Genomic DNA, 17,988 nt, shown 5'->3' on the forward strand with positions numbered 1-17,988 from the left:
CCGTAAGCCATTTGACGTGACGGATTGACGACTCACGTATGGACCGCCGTACCTACCTCGCCCTCGCCGGGAGCAGTCTCCTCGCAGGCTGTTCCGGCTTCGATCTCCCCGGCGACGGCTCCCCGACCGCGACGCCCTCCCCGACTGCCACGGACACGCCGACCGACACCGCGTCGCCGACAGCCACCGACACACCCACGGACACACCCTCCCCGACGCCGACCGAGACACCGACCGAGACGCCCACGGACACGGCCACGCCGACGCCCTCGGCACCGGGGGACTACATCCGACTCGCCGAGTCGGAACTGGAGGCCGCCATCGAGGCGTTCACCAACGCCGTCGGCACCGACGCGACCATCCTCGACGTGGACTCGACGGCCACCGACTTCCGGCGTGAGCCGATCTTCCGGCGGATCGCCGCCGCCCGCGACGATCTCGATCGGGCGAAGGAGGACGCGACCGCGAGACAGGGTGGGCTGATCCGCGACCGGGAGGAGGTCGCCCAGTACGTCGAGGAACTGACGCGCGTCCAGTACAACCTCACGCAGACGTACGCGACACACGACGAGTTGGATCGACTGCTGTTCACCGACGAGGAGATCGAGGGCTTGGCGACACCCTACCGGGACACACTCGACACCGCGGTCCTCTGGATCGACCGCGTGGGCGACATCGAGACGAACCGACTGGAGCGGTCGGGCTTCTTCACGCCCGAGACGGTCGACCGCAAGCAGAACCAGATTCGACAGGAGCGGGACGCGTTCCAGGCGTTCTACGCCACCTTCGAGTCGCTGCCGGAGGCCCGCAGACAGCTCTACACCGCCGCGACGACCCACTTCGTCGAGGCCGAGTATCAGGAGGCCGACGAGGAGTTCGAGGACACCATCGACGCGTTCGAGACGGCCCAACGGGACTTCGAGCCGGATCGTATCCGGCCGGACATCTTCGCCGAGTCGCGCGACCGCTTCGTCTGCTACTTCGACGCCGCACTCCGGGGGAGCGAGGCGATGGAACGCGCCGCCGAGAACGGCGACGACAACGACGACAGGGAGCGCGAGGAGTTCGAGGCAGAGGCCGGGCGCATCTTCACAGAGTCGTGTGACCGGCCGATCGCAGGCCCGTGGGGCGACAGCGAGACACCGACGCCCGGGAGTCTGCGCGGCGCGCTGACCCGGCTTCTGTTCGGCTGAGCGGCGCGTGGCAGGCGCGAAATCGTCGACTCGGTCTCCGGTCGCCGGCGATAGCTCGCTCCTCACTTGATCGTGACGTGCTCCGACTCCTCGTTCAGCGCCAGATTCGCCGCGATCTCGGCGTTCCGCATCGCGTACTGGGCCGTCTGCTGGAGGCTGACGAGCACCTCACGCACCTGCAGGAGGTCCTCGTTCGACAGTTCCGGCAGGTCGTTGAGAATCTCTTTCTCGCGGTCACTGATCTCCCGGAACAGCGTCCGGACCTCGATCGTCTTGTCGTAGTCGCGCTCCACGACCGCCTGCACCGCCAGGGCCGTGATGTCGTCCACCTGATCCGTGAACTCCCGGATGCGGCGCATCGTCGCCGAGTCGACGTTGAGGCTGTGGCCCTCGGCCTCCATGACGATCTCGGCGATGTCCTCGGCGTTGTCGGCCGTGAGTTCGAGGTTCTTCGCCACCGACCGGTAGCCGATCAACGGGAACCCCGACTCTAGCCCGACGGCCCGACAGAGGTTCGGGTTCTGGTAGGCCGTGAAGATCAGTCTGAGCAGGAGGACGAAGATCTTGTTCGCCTGCCGCTCCCGGTTCAGTGCGCGCTGTGCCAGATCGGGGTTGCCGTGAGCCAGCGACTTGATCGCCTCGCCGCGCATCGTCGATCCGGTGTTCTCCAGTCGCTCCAGCAGGTTGTCCAGCGAGAAGTCCTCCGGGTCGACCGAACACCGGATGGCGATGCTCTCCGGCGTCTCCTCGATCACGCCGAGGCCCATCAACTGCGTCTCGGCCTGGTACACCGCGTTGATCTGCTCCGAATCGAGCGCCCCGTCGGTCTTCTCGACGTGGATCACGCGCCGCCCAAGCACGTACTGCGCGAGGATCGACCGCTCCAGCGCACTCGCGTCGAGGTTGTCGGCCTTGATGATCGCCTCCGAGTCTTCGACGCTGGCCGACTCCGGCAGGACCGTCAGCGTCCCCTTTCCGCCCATCCGAAGCGACACCTCGTCACCTTTCTGCACGTCGTGTTCCTTCGCCCACTCTGCCGGCAACGTCATGGCTAACGTCGACGGTCCCAGCCGTTGCACCTTCCGCGTCTCCATGAACGGTTGGACACATCCAATGACCTTAATCTTCACTGTATGCCAATAATACGGGATAAATGAGGAAGAACGATCTACGGTAGTATTGATCGATCGAACTGTCCCGTGTTCAGGACAGTCACGCGATCCACGCTCGACGAGCGAGCAGGTAACTCACGCCCGCCAGTCGGTCAGACAACTTCGAGGAGGCGACGCTCGAACCGACCGACCCGAACCCGCCGCCAGCCTCGAAGCTCCGCGTCCAGTTCCGGGTCGTCGGTGTCGACCCGCAGTTGCCCGATGTCGTCCAGTTTCGACCGGGAGGCGACGATCTCGATCTCACACTGCCGGATCACGGTCGGCGAGAGCTGTGGGTTCCCACGCCCGAAGACGAAGCCCTGTCCGCCGATCGGCGAGACGACGATCACGTTTCGATCACCCAGCGCGTCCAGGATCTCCGACTCGGTCGCGTCCCGGACCAGTACCTCGCCGTCCCGCCACACGTCCACGCCCAGTGGTGAGCCGTCGAATCCGAGTTCCGATTTGATCGCCCCGACCGTGCTCCCCGGTCCCAGAACGTAGGTCACACCCGACTCGGTGTCGTCGGCGAACCCTTCGGCCAGCGACTCGACGGTGCCGCCGCCGGTCTGTTTCGACGACTGGAGGTCGTCGGCGACCGGCACTCGCGCCACGGCCCGGAGTTCCGGGTGGACCTCGCCCGCGCGGTAGTCGTCCTCGTCGATGTCCAGCACCTCCCGCGACTCGGTACGGGAGAAGGTCAGGGCGATCTCCCCGGCGTCCTCCGGAGAGACCGCGAACACCGACGAGTAGACCTTCACGCCGCCGGGACAGCCGAGCATCGGCACCTCGGTCCCCGAGAGCGTCTCGGCGACGTCCACCGCGGTCCCGTCGCCGCCGACGAACAGGACGAGGTCGACACCCGCCTCGACGAACGCCCGGACTGCCTCGCGAGTGTCCGCGGCGGTCGTCTCTACTTCGCTGGTGGACACCGACGCCGAGTCGACCACCGCCGCAGGCCGACCGACCACCTCGGGATCGAAGCCGGCTTCGCGGGCCAGCGACTCGCCCATCGGATCGCCGTAGGTGAGGAGTTCGACCGGTTCGCCGGCGTCGGCGAGGACGGTCAACATCCGGCGGGTGCGGTCCGGCGCGCGCGGTTCGGCACCGAGTGCCCGCGCCTCCGCGACCTTCCCGTCGGTGCCCTTCAGTCCCACCCGACCGCCCATCCCCGCGATGGGGTTGACGACGACGCCGATTCGCATGGCTGATCGGTCGGCCGGCGGCAGGAAAAGTCGTCCGACTCGGTGTCGGCCGTATCGGTCGTGACGCGTCGACCCGGTCACGGGGTCGGCGTCACCGACCGGCGGTGACGACGCTCAGTACTCCTCGTACGCGAGGTTCATGATCCACTGTGAGATGGCGTCGCTGTTGGGGTCGACTTCCTCTTCGCCGACGAACGGCGAGAGCATGTCGCCGGCCATCAACAGCGAGAAGTCGAGGTCGCGGGGGGCTGGCTGGAGGTAGTAGGTGTTGTGGCCCTCGTAGACCGTCTTCTCCCGGTCGATCAGTTCCATCTCGGCGAGGCGTTCGATGATCCGGCTCCCCTTCCGCGAGGAGATGTCGAGTTCCTTCCAGAAGTCGCTCTGGTGGATGCCGCCGGTCTCGCGGATGAGTTCGAGACCACGATACTCGTCCTCAGAGAGGTCGGCTTCCAGATCGGACACACTCACGCAGACCACCCCGAACTGTCGGTGAACGCGGTCATACCACCTACTCGTCCCGCGAGTCGTTTAAACTTGGCTTTCGACCGGACGGTACTCGGTCTCGCAGGGTGGTCCGTCGGCGAAGCGGTAGCTGACGCCCTCCGCACCGATCGAGACGAGCGAGGACGACCGCGTGCCGAAGCCGTCGCCGTGGATGCAGACGCCGAAGTCGTGGTCTCGGATGGCGTCACGCGCGCGGTCCAGCCACCCACCGGACGACTCGCCCGGTTCCGGTTGGAGCGCATCGTAGAGTCGCCGGGCGTTGTCGGCCTGCTGGCGACCGATCTTCGGCCGTTCCTCCGGCACGAAGAAGTCGTCGTCCGCCCCAACGTTGACGACGACGTGGACGCCGGGGTCGAAGTTCCGGACCGCGAGCAAGCCGTCCCACTCCAGCAGGATGGCCGCGTTCGCGTCGGCGACGACCAGGTTGAACCCCTCGTAACTCCGCTCGCGTAACTCGCGCTCGACCAGTCGGGCGGCGTCCTCGGCGGACTGCTGGCGGAGTGCGTCCCGGACCAGCAGGCCCCGCGAGCGCTGGCCGACCAACCCGTCGCCCACCCACCGGTTCGTGATCGCGACGAACAGACCGTGTTCGTTGTAGCCGATCCACGTCCCGCCGGCCTCGGCGTCCTGCGGCGCGACGACACCGGGGTCGCGCTCCAGTGTCGTCGGCGGGCGCGAGGGGCGGTCTATCGCCTCGTCACGGTTCGCCGCGACGACCACGGGCGCGTCCGGAAACACCTGCCACGCGAGGGTGAGAGTGCACACGACCCGTAGTAGGTGCGCCCCGGATTTAACTCCTGTTCGGTGGGGCGTACCGCCTCGGCACCGCACTCTGTGAACCGGCGCACATCCTTAACACCGGTCCCGCCGAACCGCCGCGCATGCCAGCAGACGACAGCGACTCGCGCACCCCTGACGACGACAGCGACTCGCCCACTCTCGACGACGACGCGATGCGTAACTTCCCGGTGCCGGACTTCGAAGACCTCCCCGACGACCTCCAGGCGCGGATCGCCGAGGAGACCGACCGCGCCGGCTTCACGCCGAACGTCTTCGCGGGGTTCGCCTACAAGCCGTCGCACTTCCGGGCGTTCTTCGACTACCACGACGCCCTCGTCGACGACACTGCACTGGACCGAGAGGAGGTCGAGATGATCGTCGTCGCGGTCTCCGGCGTCAACCACTGCTACTACTGCAACGTCGCGCACGGCGCACTCGCCCGGATCTACGCTAAGTCACCGAAACTCGCGGACCAGTTGGTCGCCAACTACCGGACCGCCGACGTGAGCGAGCGGCGGAAGACCATGCTCGACGTGGCCGTCAAACTCACCGAGTCGCCCGCCGAAGTGACCGAAGCAGATCTGGACCGACTGGCAGACGCCGGCTACTCCGAGGAGGCGATGTGGGACATCGCGTCCGTGACGGCCTTCTTCAACCTCTCGAACCGGATGGCGATGTTCGCCGACATGCGCCCGAACGACGAGTTCCACACGATGGGGCGGTAGGCTCGCCGTCCGTTCCTTCGTCAGGCGCTCGCGTCGTAGCCAGCGTCCTGCACGGCGACGATCAGATCGAGTGGGTCGGCGTCTCCCTCGACGGTCGCGGCGTTCGACTCGTGATCTGCGGTCGCGCTCTCTACGCCCTCGACGCCTTCGAGTGCCTCGACCACGGCGGCTTCACAGGAGCCACAGCTCATCCCTTCGACGGTGAGTGACGTCATACGACGGACTACGAAATCGACACCCAAATCGCTTTCTGCACCACCGCTCTGCCGCGAGCGACCGGTCGATCCGGAGCGTGTTCGTGCGGAACCCACAACCGGGCGTCCGCCGGATCGGTGCCGATCCGCGAGTGAAACACACGAAACAATGTGACTGTAGTTAGACAGAGAGTCATAGCAAAAAAGTCATACACCAGAACGACCAAAGTGAGTCGTATGCGTGACTTAGACGACACGGATCGACAGATCCTCCGACTCCTGCTGGAAGACGGTCGCCGGCCGTTCAGCGGGATCGCTGAGGAAGTCGACCTGTCCCCGCCTGCGGTCTCCGACCGAGTCGACCGACTCCAATCGCTCGGTGTGATCGACCGGTTCACGGTCGATCTGGACCGCTCGAAGCTCTCCGAAGGTGTGCCGGTCCTCCTCGACTTGACGGTCGACCCCGGGTCCGCCGGCGAGATCAGAGCGGCCATCGCCGACCTCGACTGGGTCGAGCACGTCTTCGAGACCGCCGGTGCCCGGGTCCTCTGTAAGGGGATCGCCGCCGACCGGAGGATCGCCCCTCTCGTGGCCGAGGCGGTCGATCTCGACCTGATCGAGGAGTACGACGTCCACCTGCTCGCGGAGAGTTCGTGGACACCGACGCTCGGCGACGCCGAACTCGTGTTGTCGTGTACCGAGTGTGGCCGAACCGTCGGGGCCGAGGGCGAGTCGCTGACGCTGGACGGCGGCCGTCTCCACTTCTGTTCGGAGTCGTGTGCCTCCGAGCACCGCGAGGAAGAAGCGCTCACCGCAGATTGATTCGCCGGACCCACACCCTCTTTGCGCGTTCGGTCTTCGGTCTCGGATCGAAAGATTCGACCGGTCTGGACTTTCGACTCGGGCGTTTGCCTGCGCTACGACACTTGCTCTCGAAGGGACAAAGGGATTGAACGAGTAGTGCGTAGGAACGAGTAAGGTGAGATCGTGACACGCGTCAGAATCGAGATCGGCGGGATGTCGTGTGCGAACTGCTCGACGACCGTCACGGAGGCGATAGAACGCCTCGACGGGATCGAGTCGGTGAACGTCAACTACGCGACCGACGAGGGGACGGTCGAGTACGACCCCGAACAGGTGTCGCTCCGGGAGATTCACGAGGCGGTCGAGTCGGCGGGGTACACCCCGATCTCGGCCGAACTGACGGTCGCCGTGACCGACATGTCCTGTGCGAACTGCGCGGAGACGATCCAGACGCGTCTGCTCGACACGGAGGGGGTCCTCTCGGCGGAGGTGAACTACGCGACCGACGAGGCGCAGGTCTCGTACGATCCCGGCGTCGCCTCCCGCGACGACATCTACGACGCTATCGAGAACGCCGGCTACAGTCCGGTCCGGGAGGAGAGCGACGACGGGACGGACGGAGCGAGTGCGGCCGACGCCGCACGCGACGCCGAGACCGCCCGCCAGCGGCGACTCGTCCTGTTCGGTGCGCTCCTCTCGATTCCGCTGTCGGTGCTGACGATGGGCGGACTGGTCGGGATTCCGGTCCCCGACGCCGTCTTCGGACTCGGGAAGGAGTGGATCGCGCTTCTGTTGGCCACGCCGGTCCAGGTCGTCCTCGGTCGGGAGTTCTACGAGAACTCCTACACCGCCCTCGTGAAGAACCGGACCGCGAACATGGACGTGCTGATCGCCATGGGGTCGACGACTGCGTACGTCTACTCCGTGGCGGTCCTGCTGGCCCTGATCCCCGGTGGACTCTACTTCGAGAGCGCCGCGCTGATCCTGACGTTCATCACGCTCGGCAACTACCTCGAAGCCCGGTCGAAGAGTCGGGCCGGCGACGCCATCCGGCAACTGCTGGAGATGGAAGCCGACACCGCTCGCCTGGTCACCGAGACCGAGGACGGCTACGCAGACGAGCGTGAGGTGGACCGCGACGAGGTGCAGGTCGGCGACGTGATGAAGGTCAAGCCCGGCGAGCAGATCCCGACCGACGGCGAGGTGATCGACGGGGAGTCGGCAGTCGACGAGTCGATGGTCACCGGCGAGTCGGTGCCGGTCGAGAAGGAACCGGGCGACGAGGTGGTCGGCTCCACGATCAACGAGAACGGCGTCCTGTACGTCCGGGCGACGAAGGTCGGGTCGGAGACCGCCATCCAGCAGATCGTCTCGATGGTCCGGGACGCCCAGAGCCGCCAGCCCGAGATCCAGACGCTGGCGGACCGCATCTCGGCGTACTTCGTCCCGGCCGTGATCGTCAACGCGCTGGCGTGGGGGACGCTCTGGTATCTGTTCCCCGAGACACTCTCCGGATTGGTCACGAGTCTCCCGCTGTGGGGGCTGGTCGGCGGCGGCCCGGCCGCCATCACGCCCTTCGAGTTCGGCGTGGTCGTCTTCGCCAGTGCGGTGCTGATCGCGTGTCCCTGTGCGCTCGGTCTCGCCACGCCGGCCGCGACGATGGTCGGCACCGCCATCGGTGCGACCCACGGCATCCTGTTCAAGGGTGGCGACGTACTGGAGCGCGTCCGGGACGTGGACACCGTCGTCTTCGACAAGACCGGGACGTTGACCGAGGGCGAGATGGAACTGACCGACGCGCAGGTCGTCGGGGCGCGGGCCGACGGTGCGGCCCCGGTCGAGGAGTCGGACGCCGAGGGCGTCAGCGAGGCGTTCCTGCTGGAAGTCGCCGCCTCTGCGGAGCGCGGCAGTGAACACCCCATCGCGCAGGCGGTCGTGGCCGGAGCCGAGGAGCGCGGCGTCGACGTCTCGGAGCCGACCGCGTTCATGAACGTCGCGGGGAAGGGCGTCCGCGCCCGGACCGACCACGGCACGGTCCTCGTCGGGACGCCCGCACTCCTGCGGGACGACGACGTGGACCCCACGCCGGCAGACGAGGCTCGCGAGGAACTCGAGTCGCAGGGGAAGACGGCGATGCTGGTCGCACTCGACGGCGACCTGCTGGGGGTGCTCGCGGTCGCGGACACGGTGAAAGAGTCGGCACAGCAGGCGGTCGCGGACCTCCGGGGGCGCGGCAAGACGGTGATGCTGCTGACGGGCGACAACGAGCGCACCGCCCGCGCGGTGGCAGGGCAGGTCGGCATCGACCCCGAGAACGTCCGGGCGGAGGTGCTCCCGGACGAGAAGGCCGACACGGTGGAGTCGATCCAGTCGGACGGTTCGCGGGCGATGATGGTCGGCGACGGCGTGAACGACGCGCCCGCGCTGGCGGCCGCGTTCGTCGGCGTGGCCATCGGCTCCGGGACCGACGTGGCCATCGAGGCGGCGGACGTGACCCTGATGCGTGACGACCCGGCAGACGTGCTTCGGGCGATCAACGTCTCGGAGGGAACGCTGCGGAAGATCAAGCAGAACCTCTTCTGGGCGCTGGCGTACAACACGGCGATGATCCCACTCGCGTCGCTGGGCCTGCTCCAGCCGGTCTTCGCGGCCGGCGCGATGGCGTTCTCCTCGGTGTCGGTGCTGGCGAACAGTCTCGCCTTCCGCCGGTACGATCCGGACTCGCGGTACGAGGTGCTGGGCTTCCTGCGGTGAGACTCGGGAGACGGATTTTACTGGTCGGTCGTGGATTCGGGTGGAGGTGTAGGTTCGGTGGGAGAGAACTCGTTCAGATACGTCGTGGAGAACTTTGCCGAGTCGGCCGCAGACGACTCTGCCGGATCGGTCGCAGACGACGAGAGCTGAAAGCCCCCGGCGTCTCGACCACTGTCAGAAGCACGCTCTGACGAACCTTCGTCACCGGCGCTGTGCGCCGGTTGCTGGCGGGACCTCCGGTCCCGGTCTGTCGTCGGCGCGCCGCGCCGACTGCCAGCGAGACCCTCGGTCTCGCCCTGTTCGCAGGCTCACGAAGACCGCCGCGACTCGGTGTCGTTCGAGAGAGCGAAGCTCTCTCGTGATGACGAGAGACGCCGAGGGCGTCTCTCGAACCACGCGCCTCAGTCGGCGAGTCAGCAAGCTGACTCGCCTCCGTCCGGTGCTTACGTCGTCGCGGCGGGGTCGAGATTCTGGAGAGCGAAGCTCTCCACCGTCTCGTTCACGAGACCGCCGGCCCCTTCCAGTCCCACCCGAACTCTGCGACCCATCGTGTCGTCACTGGTGGTCACCCGGCGTGTCGTCTGGCGGACTGGAATCCGGCAGTCGCAGTGATCCCCGAACCTCCCCGACTGCTGACGGCGCGCCCTGCGAGCAGACCACTCGCTGTCGCTCGGACACTGCTCGGGTCGGTTCGCCAGCAGATCGCGTCCTGTCGGATTCCGGGCTGTCGTCGGCTGTTCGGGTGACTGGTGATGCGCGCGGTTTTACCGAAAGTCCGGCGCGTGCGAGGAGCGCGCGCGAGGGAGGAGACCGGGCGGTGCGGAGAGGTCCCCGAGGCTGGGGAGGACGAGGTGCGGATGCGGTCTGCGGTGCGCTGCTGTCGCGGGTGCGGTCGTGGCAGAGGTACGCTACGACGAGTAGCGGTGCTGGTGCGGTTGCAGTTTGCGGTGCTGTCGCGGTTGCAGTTTGCGGTGCTGTCGCGGGTCGCAGTCTGCTGTCCTGTCGCTGTTGGCTCCACCGAGTCCACGAACCCAACGTTCACCCGATCACCCCACAGTTCCGCCGTCACCCAAACGATTAGGCCGCGACCGCCCACACTCGGGGCCATGACCGACTGGATCGGAGACACCTTCACCAGCGACGTGGGATGGGACCACCTGGAGACACTCGTCGACATCGGAAACCGCATGGCCGGGTCGCCCGGCGAACGCGAGGGACTCGAAGCGACCCGCGACGCACTGGAGGCGGTCGGCGCGCGGAACGCACACATCGACGACTTCGCGATTCAGGGCTGGGAACGCGGCACCAGCGCCATCGCCGTCGGCGACAGCCGCGAGTCCTGCATCGCGCTCCCGCGCAGTCCCGAGGGCTTCGCCGAGGGCGAACTCGTGGACATCGGCTACGGTCTCCCCGAGGACTTCGACGACGACCTCGCAGGAAAAGTCGTGATGGTCTCCTCGACCGTCCCGGATCACTTCGATCGGTTCATCCACCGACGCGAGAAGTACTACCACGCCGTCGAGGCCGGCGCAGCAGCGTTCGTCTTCCGGAACCACGTGCAGGGCCAACTCCCGCCGACCGGGAGCGTCGGCACCGAGGAGGCGCCGGTCGGCGACATCCCGGCCGTCGGCGTCTCCAGCGAGGTCGGCGCGCGACTCGCCCGCCGGTTCGAGGGCGAGACGGTCGACGTGGAGGTCGACTGCGAGACGCCCGACGCCACCAGCGGGAACGTCCACGCCGAACTCGGGCCCGACACCGACGAGGAGATTCTCGTCTCCAGCCACGTCGACGCCCACGACATCGCCGAGGGCGCGATGGACAACGGCGCGGGCACGGCGACGGTCGTGGAGGTCGCCCGTGCGCTCGCCGCCCGCGAGGACGAACTCGACACGCGCGTCCGGTTCGTCTGCTACGGCTCCGAGGAGGTGGGGCTCGTCGGTTCTCACCACGAGGCCGACCGCGCCGACCACGACGCGATCAGGGCCATCGTCAACGTCGACAGCAACGTCTACGGTCGGACACTGTCGCTCGGGACCCACGGCTTCCCCGAACTGCTCGACGCGGCCGAGACGGTCGCGGACCGGTTCGACCACCCGGTCGCGACGAACCCCGGTCTCGTCCCGCACAGCGACCACTGGCCGTTCGTCCAGTGGGGTGTCCCCGGCTACATGGTCGCCGGCAAGTCCGAGGAGACCGGCCGAGGCTGGGGCCATACCGAGGCCGACACGCTCGACAAACTCGAACCCCGGAACCTCCGCGAGCAGGCCATCCTCCTGACGGAACTCGTGGTCGAACTCGCCGACGAGGGGACCGAGGTCGCACACCGTGATCCCGACGCAATCGCCGAGCAGTTGGCCGACGAGGACCTCGCCGAGGGGATGCAGATCACCGGCGACTGGCCCTACGACGACTGACGCGGCCGCCGAAGCGCACGGCCGGCCGGGACCCGTCGCTGTGCCGACAGGGAAACCCTCAACACGGCGGTCGTCGTACCGCAGGCTATGGCAGACTGGACAGATCGGATCGTCGGCGACCGGATGCGCGTCGATCAGGAGTTCAACGACCGCGTGCAGGCCTCGGAGTTCTCCAGTCAGGAGTGGGGCCTGATCATGACCGCCGTGGAGTTCGAGATCGCAGACGCCGACGACCCGGAGTCGGCCCGGATCGTCGCCAACACCGAGAAACTCCCGCAGGTGATGCCGGAGTTGGACAACATCCAAGACCAGATGCAGGCGATGGGTGGTGCCGGCGGCGGCAAGTCGAACAGTTCGGGTGGGGTCCTCGACTCGATCAAGAACGCCATCGGTCTCGGGAACGGCACGGGTCGGGACAAACAGCGGCTGGCGGCCGCAGAGAGTCTGACACAGGAGTACGCCGACACGCTCCAACAGCACCTCGAATCGAAGGGCAAGTGGGAGCAGGTTCGCGCGACCGCCGCCGAGGCGGAGTGAGAGTACGACTGCGACCGCAGACTGTCGTCGTCGACGACCGACTTACACCTCGTCGCCGGTCCGGAACAGTGTCATCTCCTCGGCCTCGTAGATGTTGATGAGTTCGGTGATGATCTCGTCGTACTCCTCGTCTTCCTGCCGGAGGTCGTCGAGTCGTGCCACGGTCTCCTCGTCGAGGTGGATCTGGGGCATACCCACGGATTCGACGCCTGAGAACTTAAATCACCGTTCGATTCCCGGTCCCAGACGACGGTGCGTGAATCACGCGCCGTCACTCGACGCCGACGCCCGAATCGCTCCCCGAATCTCTCGTCACTCGATACCGACGATCTCCCGGACTTCGGCCACCGTCTCGGCGGCCAGCGCCCGCTCTGCCAGCGCACGCGCCGCCTCGCTGTCGGTCTCGCTGACACGCGCCTTCACGTCCGGGACCGTCACCACACTCGCCGAGAGTTCGTCCAGGCCGAGACCGATCAACAGTTCCGTCAGCGCCGGATCGCCGGCCATCTCGCCGCACATCCCGACCCAACAGTCGGTGCCGTCCGCCGCCCGCGTCGTCTGTCGGATCGTCCGCAGCACTGCGGGATAGAGTGGGTCGTGCAGTGCTGCGACACGTTCGTCGCCGCGCGAGGCCGCCATCACGTACTGCGTCAGGTCGTTGGTGCCGATAGAGAGGAAGTCGACACGCTCGGCCAGATCACCGGCGAGCGTCGCGGCGGCCGGCGTCTCGACCATCACGCCGAACTCCGGCATCGCGTAGGGAACTCCCGCCGAATCGAGGTCGGACGCGACCGACTCCAGCACCGCGAGTACGGACTCGACCTCCTCGATCCGACTGACCATCGGGAGCATGACCGCGAGGTCGCCGAGTGCCGCGCCGGTCTCGTCGTCCGCGTCCTCGCCCCCGCCGTCGTCACCTGACTCGGCCCCAGCACGCAGGAGTGCCCGCAGTTGCGTCTCGAACAGGTCGGCGTCGGGACCGAGCGACCGCCGGATGCCGCGCTCGCCGAGGAAGGGGTTCTCGCTCTCTGGCAGATCGAGGTACGGGATCGGCTTGTCCCCGCCCACGTCCAGCGTCCGACAGACCACGCGGCCCTCGGGAAACGCCGCGAGTGCGGACCGGTAGGCCGCCATCTGTTCGGCCTCGTCGGGCGGGGCGTCCCGGTCGAGAAACAGGAACTCGGTCCGGTAGAGACCGATGCCGTCCGCGCCGCGTTCGACCGCCGGATCGACCTCGACCGGCCGACCGACGTTCGCCGCCACCTCGACTGCGCGGCCGTCGGTCGTCGTCACGCGCCCCTCGCGGACGCTCGCACCGGCCGACTCGTCGGCGCTCGCTCGCCTGTTCTCACCGGGATCGACGACCACTTCGCCGGCCTCGCCGTCGACGAGAACCGCCGCACCCTCCGGCACGTCCGACAGTGCGTCACCGACGCCGACGACAGCCGGCAGTGCCAGCGCCCGGGCGAAGATGGCCGCGTGGGAGGTGCGCCCGCCGGTCTGGACCGCGACTCCCGCGACACGCTCCGGGTCGAGCGCGGCGGTGTCGCTCGGCGTGAGACGCTCCGCGAGGAGGACGGTCCCTTCGGGGACGGCCGCCAGATCGGTCGTCGTCGCGTCGGTCAGGATCCGGAGCAGGCGGTCCCGCAGGTCCCGCAGGTCGTCGGCACGCTCGGCCATCCGTCCCTCCATCCCGGCGAACTGCTCGACGAATCGGTCGAAGGTACGCTGGACGGCGTGTTCGGCGGGTAGCCCATCGCCGAGTGCCGACTCCACACCCTCCGAGATCTGCGGATCGTCGAGGAACTGACGGTGCGCGTCGAAGACGGCGGCCTCCTCCGCGCCGACGCGCTCCTCGGCGCGGTCGCGTTCGCGCTCGATCGCCTCGCGTGCCCGGTCGCGGGCGGTCTCGAACCGCGACCGTTCTGCCTCGGGATCGACCGTCTCGGGTGCCGGTGGGTCCGAGAGTTCGATCTCGGGTCGGTGCCACCGCGCCGTGCCGACGCCGACGCGGGGGGTGACCCCGATCCCGGAGAGGACGCGCTCGTCAGGCATCCTCGGACTCGCCGTCACCCGATTCGGGTGTCGAGAGAATCGCTTCGAGGGCGTCGAGTGCGGCCTCGGCGTCGTCACCTTCGGCGACGATCAGCACGTCCTCGTCCCTACGGACGTTCAAGCCGGTGACACCGAGCATACTGGCGGCGTTGACCAGTCCGTCGTCGCCCTCGTCGGCGCGGCCGACCTGTACCTCGGCGTCGAACTCGCCGGCGGTCTCGACGAACTTCGCGGCCGGGCGGGCGTGGAGTCCGGCCTCGGGGACGACGGTGACGACGCGCCTCATCGTTCCTCCGTGGGTACTGTTCGGCGGTCGGATCGGCGGACGAAAGACGAGTGTGTCGCTCGGGTGGATGCGGACTGGTGTCGCATGGGGTGGGATTGGTGCCCGAGGACGTTAGTCGCTCGGTGCCGGTGAACCGCGTCGACTCTGGTCGTGTCGCGACCCTGCTGTCACGGGTCGCCATGCTCGAGTCGCCGGACGCTCGCAGTGGTGCCGTGCTCCGAGCCACCCGGACCCGCAGCGAGTCGGAACACGTCTCCGACACCACCAACTAAGCGACCCCCGGCCGACACGCCGGTATGACACGCACCACCGCCGACCTGTTCACCGAGGCCCTCGAAGGCTACGGCGTCGAACACGTCTTCGGCAACCCCGGCACCACCGAACTCCCGGTGATGGACGCGCTGGCAGACAGCGACCTGGAGTACGTCCTCGGTCTCCACGAGGACGTGGCGGTCGGCATGGCCGCCGGCTACGCGCAGACCCGGCGGTATCACTCCCACCACGACGACTCGGTCTGCCCGCTCGGTGTCGTCAACCTGCACATCACCCCCGGTCTCGCGCACGGACTCGGGAACCTCTACGGCGCGAGCGTCGCCGGGGCACCCCTGCTCGTCACCGCCGGGAACCACAGCACCGACTTCCGCCACGAGGAGCCGATTCTCTCGGGCGACCTGGAGGCGCTCGCGGACCAGTTCTGCAAGTGGTCCGCCGAGGTGCTCGACCCCGACGCGCTCCCGACGATGCTCCGCCGGGCGGTTCGCGTCGCGCTCACCCCGCCGACCGGGCCGGTCTTCCTCGGCCTCCCACTCGACACGATGCTCGCCGAGACCGACGCGGAACCCGAGCGAGTGGGGCCGATCCCGACGGCCGGCCGGGGTGACGCCCGGCAGATCGCCCACGCCGCCGAGTTGCTGGCCGACGCCGAGAACCCGGTTCTGGTGGTCGGCGACGAGATCGCCCGCGCCGGCCACGGGGCAGTCGACGCCGCAGTCGCGTTCGCGGAGGCGACCGGCGCGCGCGTCCACGGCGAGATTCTCGCCTGCGAGATCGACTTCCCGACCGACCACGACCAGTGGGTGTCGTACGTCCCGCCGGACGAGCAACTCGCCGCGACGCTCATGAACACCGACACGCTCGTCTTCGCGGGCTGTTCGACGAACACGACGCTGACGCGCCACGAGGCCCCGCTGGTCCCCGCGGACGCGACCTGCATCCACCTCTCGCCGGACGCGTGGGAAGTCGGCAAGAACCAGCCAGCCGACGCGGCCGTGATCGGTGACCTCGAAGCGACGCTCTCGGAACTGGCCGATCTCGCGGGCGGGGCTATCAGCGACGAGGAGCGAGACGCCAGACTGGAGCGCGTCGACACGATGCAGACGATGGCGAGCCAGCAGATGGAGCAGATGGGCGACGACACCGACGACGCCCAGTCGGTCGCCTCGAAGGCCGAACTCGTGGACACGCTCCGCGAGGTCGCGCCCGACGCATACATCGTCGACGAGGGTGTCACCGCCAAGTACGCGATGTTGACGCGCTGGCCGATGCAGGCCGAGCAGTACGTCTCGAACAAGGGCGGCGGACTGGGCTACGGCCTCCCGGCGTCGGTCGGCGCGGCCATCGCCGAGTCGATGCGGCCCGCCCCACGCGACGTCCTCGGCTTCGTCGGCGACGGCTCGTACCTCTACTACCCGCACGCGCTCTACTCGGCGGTCCGCCACGGCGTCGATCTGACGGTCGTGATCCCGGACAACCGCAACTACCGCATCCTGAAAGACAACGCCGTGGAACTGTTCGGCGCGGACGAGTCCGATCTGGACTTCGTGGGGATGGACTTCCACCCGCCGGTCGACATCCCGGCGAACGCCGAGAGCCACGGCGCGAGGGGAGAACGAATCGAAGCCCCCGAGCGCATCGCCGGAGCGGTCGAGTCTGCGATGGCCCGCGACGGCCCCGACGTACTGGACGTGGCGGTCCACGACTGAACTGGCGTCGAACGAGAGAGCCTCGCCACTGACGAGTGGCGTCGAAAGAAGTCTGATCGAGTGGCTGGCCGATCAGCCGCCGAAGTCGATGGTCCGCTGGGTCTCCACGCCGTCGGACGTGAAGCCGAAGATCTCGTAGGTGACGGCCTGCATGTCGCCGTTCTCGTCGAAGTCGACCGGACTCGACGCACCCACGTAGTTGATCTCCTCGCCGGCGGCCACCGCGGCGACCGCGTCCGCGAGGCTCTCGGGACCGTACTGCTCGCCCTCGGGGTTGGCGACCGCACGCAGGTTGTCGCGGATCGCCGTGCCGGTGTTCTCGCCCGCCGCGACGTTGGCGAGGATCAACACGGCGGTCGCGTCGTACGCCTGCGAGGTGAACACGCCGGGTTCGGAGCCGTACTCCTCCTGGTAGAGGTTCGTGAAGAACTCTCGACCGGGACCGGCGGCGGTGGGCGCGGTGCCGATGACGTTCGACATGTTGCTCCCGACCTCGCCGGGCAGTTCGGGGTCCTTCAGGCCGTCCGTGACCACGATGTCGACACCGCTGTCGAAGTCGTTGTAGTAGTCGCGGAACAGTTGGATGCCGGACGCCGGGTAGCCGATGACGACCAGCATGTCGGGGTCGTTCTGGAGTGCCGTCTCCAGCCGCGAGGTGTACGACGGCTGTTCCTTCTCGAAGGAGACCGCGTTGGCCACCTCGCCGGAGAAGGACTCGCCGAAGGCGTCGGACAGCGCCTGTCCGTAGTCGTTGTTGACGTACATCGTCGCGGCCGTACTCGCGTCGAGTTCGTCGCTCCCGACCTGTGCGATGACCTGCCCCTGCAGGGCGTCACTCGGCGGGGTCCGGAAGATGAGGTCGTTGTCCTCGAGCGTCGTGACGTTCGGCGAGGTCGACGACGGCGAACAGCCGACGACACCGCTCGGGATGAGCACCTGCCGGGTCACCTGCAGGTTTACACCCGAAGACGCCGGCCCGGTGATCGCCGGGAAGCCGGAGTTGACGAGGTTCTCCGCCGCGCTGATCCCCGCCTGCGGGTCCGTCTGGGTGTCTGCCACCTGCGTCTCGATGGTGAAGTCCGTCTCGCCTTCCAACTGCACCGCCGGGAGGAGCGCGCCGTCACGGATCGGGACACCGACCGACGACAGGTCGCCGGTCTCGGGCATCAGGACGCCGACGCGGACCGGATTGTCGCGGGACATACCGCCGCCGCCGCTGTCGGTCTCGGTCATGTCGTCGCCACCGCCGCCGTCGGTGGGTGTACTCGTCTCCGTGCCGTCGCCACCGCCGCCGGTACAACCGGCCAGTCCGGCGATGCCTGCGACGCTGACTCCCTTCAGGAAGTCTCGGCGTTCGATATCACGTACCATACGTGACGGATTGAGGTTCCGATTTATAAATCT

General features: G+C 67.8%; 17 protein-coding genes. 7 read left to right on the top strand and 10 right to left on the bottom strand.

Annotated elements, in window-relative coordinates:
* Window positions 1-38: 38 nt before the first annotated feature.
* A complete protein-coding gene (locus LI337_RS02735) occupies window positions 39-1,193 on the top strand; it encodes a hypothetical protein (protein ID WP_227228183.1) in 1,155 nt (384 codons plus the stop codon).
* Window positions 1,194-1,255: 62 nt separating this feature from the next.
* On the opposite strand, the gene LI337_RS02740 is transcribed toward LI337_RS02735, so the two are convergent.
* The 4 genes from LI337_RS02740 to LI337_RS02755 all read right to left on the bottom strand — a co-directional run bounded on the left by LI337_RS02740 (window position 1,256) and on the right by LI337_RS02755 (window position 4,818).
* Window positions 1,256-2,287 carry a phosphate signaling complex PhoU family protein gene (locus LI337_RS02740; RefSeq protein ID WP_227228184.1) on the bottom strand — a complete coding sequence of 344 codons (1,032 nt, stop codon included), beginning with the start codon at window positions 2,285-2,287 and terminating at the stop codon, window positions 1,256-1,258.
* A gap of 170 nt (window positions 2,288-2,457) precedes the next feature.
* Window positions 2,458-3,549, bottom strand: a complete 1,092-nt coding sequence (locus LI337_RS02745; RefSeq protein WP_227228185.1) for an ATP-NAD kinase family protein — start codon at window positions 3,547-3,549, stop codon at window positions 2,458-2,460.
* A 114-nt stretch (window positions 3,550-3,663) separates the two neighbouring features.
* Window positions 3,664-4,017 (bottom strand): helix-turn-helix transcriptional regulator, encoded by a 354-nt coding sequence (locus LI337_RS02750; protein ID WP_227228186.1) that lies wholly within the window; start codon window positions 4,015-4,017, stop codon window positions 3,664-3,666.
* Between the two features lie 60 nt (window positions 4,018-4,077).
* Window positions 4,078-4,818, bottom strand: a complete 741-nt coding sequence (locus LI337_RS02755; RefSeq protein WP_227228187.1) for an NRDE family protein — start codon at window positions 4,816-4,818, stop codon at window positions 4,078-4,080.
* A gap of 116 nt (window positions 4,819-4,934) precedes the next feature.
* Between LI337_RS02755 and LI337_RS02760 the strand changes: the two genes are divergently transcribed.
* Window positions 4,935-5,558 (top strand): peroxidase-related enzyme, encoded by a 624-nt coding sequence (locus tag LI337_RS02760; protein WP_303645193.1) that lies wholly within the window; start codon window positions 4,935-4,937, stop codon window positions 5,556-5,558.
* A 20-nt stretch (window positions 5,559-5,578) separates the two neighbouring features.
* Here LI337_RS02760 and LI337_RS02765 read toward each other — a convergent pair whose 3' ends face one another.
* On the bottom strand, window positions 5,579-5,773 hold the full coding sequence (locus LI337_RS02765) for a heavy-metal-associated domain-containing protein (RefSeq protein WP_227228188.1): 195 nt from the start codon (window positions 5,771-5,773) through the stop codon (window positions 5,579-5,581).
* A 216-nt stretch (window positions 5,774-5,989) separates the two neighbouring features.
* Between LI337_RS02765 and LI337_RS02770 the strand changes: the two genes are divergently transcribed.
* Both LI337_RS02770 and LI337_RS02775 read left to right on the top strand, forming a co-directional pair.
* A complete protein-coding gene (locus tag LI337_RS02770) occupies window positions 5,990-6,574 on the top strand; it encodes an AsnC family transcriptional regulator (protein WP_227228189.1) in 585 nt (194 codons plus the stop codon).
* A gap of 162 nt (window positions 6,575-6,736) precedes the next feature.
* Window positions 6,737-9,310, top strand: a complete 2,574-nt coding sequence (locus LI337_RS02775) for a heavy metal translocating P-type ATPase (protein ID WP_227229413.1) — start codon at window positions 6,737-6,739, stop codon at window positions 9,308-9,310.
* Between the two features lie 443 nt (window positions 9,311-9,753).
* Here the strand turns inward: LI337_RS02775 and LI337_RS19825 are convergent, their stop codons facing one another.
* Window positions 9,754-9,879 (bottom strand): hypothetical protein, encoded by a 126-nt coding sequence (locus LI337_RS19825; protein WP_264474842.1) that lies wholly within the window; start codon window positions 9,877-9,879, stop codon window positions 9,754-9,756.
* Window positions 9,880-10,416: 537 nt separating this feature from the next.
* On the opposite strand from LI337_RS19825, the gene LI337_RS02780 reads away from it, so the two are divergent.
* Together LI337_RS02780 and LI337_RS02785 are read left to right on the top strand one after the other, a co-directional pair.
* The gene (locus LI337_RS02780) at window positions 10,417-11,724 is read left to right on the top strand and encodes a M28 family peptidase (protein WP_227228190.1); all 1,308 of its coding nucleotides are present in this window, start codon (window positions 10,417-10,419) and stop codon (window positions 11,722-11,724) included.
* Between the two features lie 87 nt (window positions 11,725-11,811).
* The gene (locus LI337_RS02785) at window positions 11,812-12,261 is read left to right on the top strand and encodes a DUF5799 family protein (protein WP_227228191.1); all 450 of its coding nucleotides are present in this window, start codon (window positions 11,812-11,814) and stop codon (window positions 12,259-12,261) included.
* 42 nt (window positions 12,262-12,303) lie between these two features.
* On the opposite strand, the gene LI337_RS02790 is transcribed toward LI337_RS02785, so the two are convergent.
* The 3 genes from LI337_RS02790 to ptsH1 form a co-directional block, all read right to left on the bottom strand.
* Window positions 12,304-12,453 (bottom strand): DUF7557 family protein, encoded by a 150-nt coding sequence (locus tag LI337_RS02790; protein WP_227228192.1) that lies wholly within the window; start codon window positions 12,451-12,453, stop codon window positions 12,304-12,306.
* 120 nt (window positions 12,454-12,573) lie between these two features.
* Complete coding sequence (ptsP, locus tag LI337_RS02795) at window positions 12,574-14,316, bottom strand: phosphoenolpyruvate--protein phosphotransferase (RefSeq protein ID WP_227228193.1); 1,743 nt, start codon at window positions 14,314-14,316, stop codon at window positions 12,574-12,576.
* A complete protein-coding gene (ptsH1, locus tag LI337_RS02800) occupies window positions 14,309-14,602 on the bottom strand; it encodes a phosphocarrier protein HPr (protein ID WP_227228194.1) in 294 nt (97 codons plus the stop codon). Before ptsH1 ends, ptsP begins: the two co-directional genes overlap by 8 nt.
* Window positions 14,603-14,898: 296 nt before the next feature.
* Here ptsH1 and LI337_RS02805 point away from each other — a divergent pair, with 296 nt between their 5' ends.
* Window positions 14,899-16,584: a thiamine pyrophosphate-binding protein gene (locus tag LI337_RS02805; RefSeq protein WP_227228195.1), complete on the top strand. Its 1,686-nt coding sequence runs from the start codon at window positions 14,899-14,901 to the stop codon at window positions 16,582-16,584.
* 72 nt (window positions 16,585-16,656) lie between these two features.
* Here LI337_RS02805 and LI337_RS02810 read toward each other — a convergent pair whose 3' ends face one another.
* Window positions 16,657-17,955: an ABC transporter substrate-binding protein gene (locus LI337_RS02810; protein WP_227228196.1), complete on the bottom strand. Its 1,299-nt coding sequence runs from the start codon at window positions 17,953-17,955 to the stop codon at window positions 16,657-16,659.
* Window positions 17,956-17,988: the final 33 nt, after the last annotated feature.

It is taken from the genome of Salinirubrum litoreum (assembly GCF_020567425.1).
GTDB classification, from domain to species: Archaea; Halobacteriota; Halobacteria; order Halobacteriales; family Haloferacaceae; genus Salinirubrum; species Salinirubrum litoreum.

Bases quoted from the DNA above. Each gene is read 5' to 3' on its own strand.
- LI337_RS02790 (WP_227228192.1), bottom strand. From the start codon at position 12,453: ATGCCCCAGATCCACCTCGACGAGGAGACCGTGGCACGACTCGACGAC.
- LI337_RS02805 (WP_227228195.1), top strand. From the start codon at position 14,899: ATGACACGCACCACCGCCGACCTGTTCACCGAGGCCCTCGAAGGCTAC.
- LI337_RS02760 (WP_303645193.1), top strand. From the start codon at position 4,935: ATGCCAGCAGACGACAGCGACTCGCGCACCCCTGACGACGACAGCGAC.
- ptsH1 (WP_227228194.1), bottom strand. From the start codon at position 14,602: ATGAGGCGCGTCGTCACCGTCGTCCCCGAGGCCGGACTCCACGCCCGC.
- LI337_RS02785 (WP_227228191.1), top strand. From the start codon at position 11,812: ATGGCAGACTGGACAGATCGGATCGTCGGCGACCGGATGCGCGTCGAT.
- LI337_RS02810 (WP_227228196.1), bottom strand. From the start codon at position 17,955: ATGGTACGTGATATCGAACGCCGAGACTTCCTGAAGGGAGTCAGCGTC.
- LI337_RS02745 (WP_227228185.1), bottom strand. From the start codon at position 3,549: ATGCGAATCGGCGTCGTCGTCAACCCCATCGCGGGGATGGGCGGTCGG.
- LI337_RS02765 (WP_227228188.1), bottom strand. From the start codon at position 5,773: ATGACGTCACTCACCGTCGAAGGGATGAGCTGTGGCTCCTGTGAAGCC.
- LI337_RS02740 (WP_227228184.1), bottom strand. From the start codon at position 2,287: ATGGAGACGCGGAAGGTGCAACGGCTGGGACCGTCGACGTTAGCCATG.
- ptsP (WP_227228193.1), bottom strand. From the start codon at position 14,316: ATGCCTGACGAGCGCGTCCTCTCCGGGATCGGGGTCACCCCCCGCGTC.
- LI337_RS02770 (WP_227228189.1), top strand. From the start codon at position 5,990: ATGCGTGACTTAGACGACACGGATCGACAGATCCTCCGACTCCTGCTG.
- LI337_RS02735 (WP_227228183.1), top strand. From the start codon at position 39: ATGGACCGCCGTACCTACCTCGCCCTCGCCGGGAGCAGTCTCCTCGCA.
- LI337_RS02780 (WP_227228190.1), top strand. From the start codon at position 10,417: ATGACCGACTGGATCGGAGACACCTTCACCAGCGACGTGGGATGGGAC.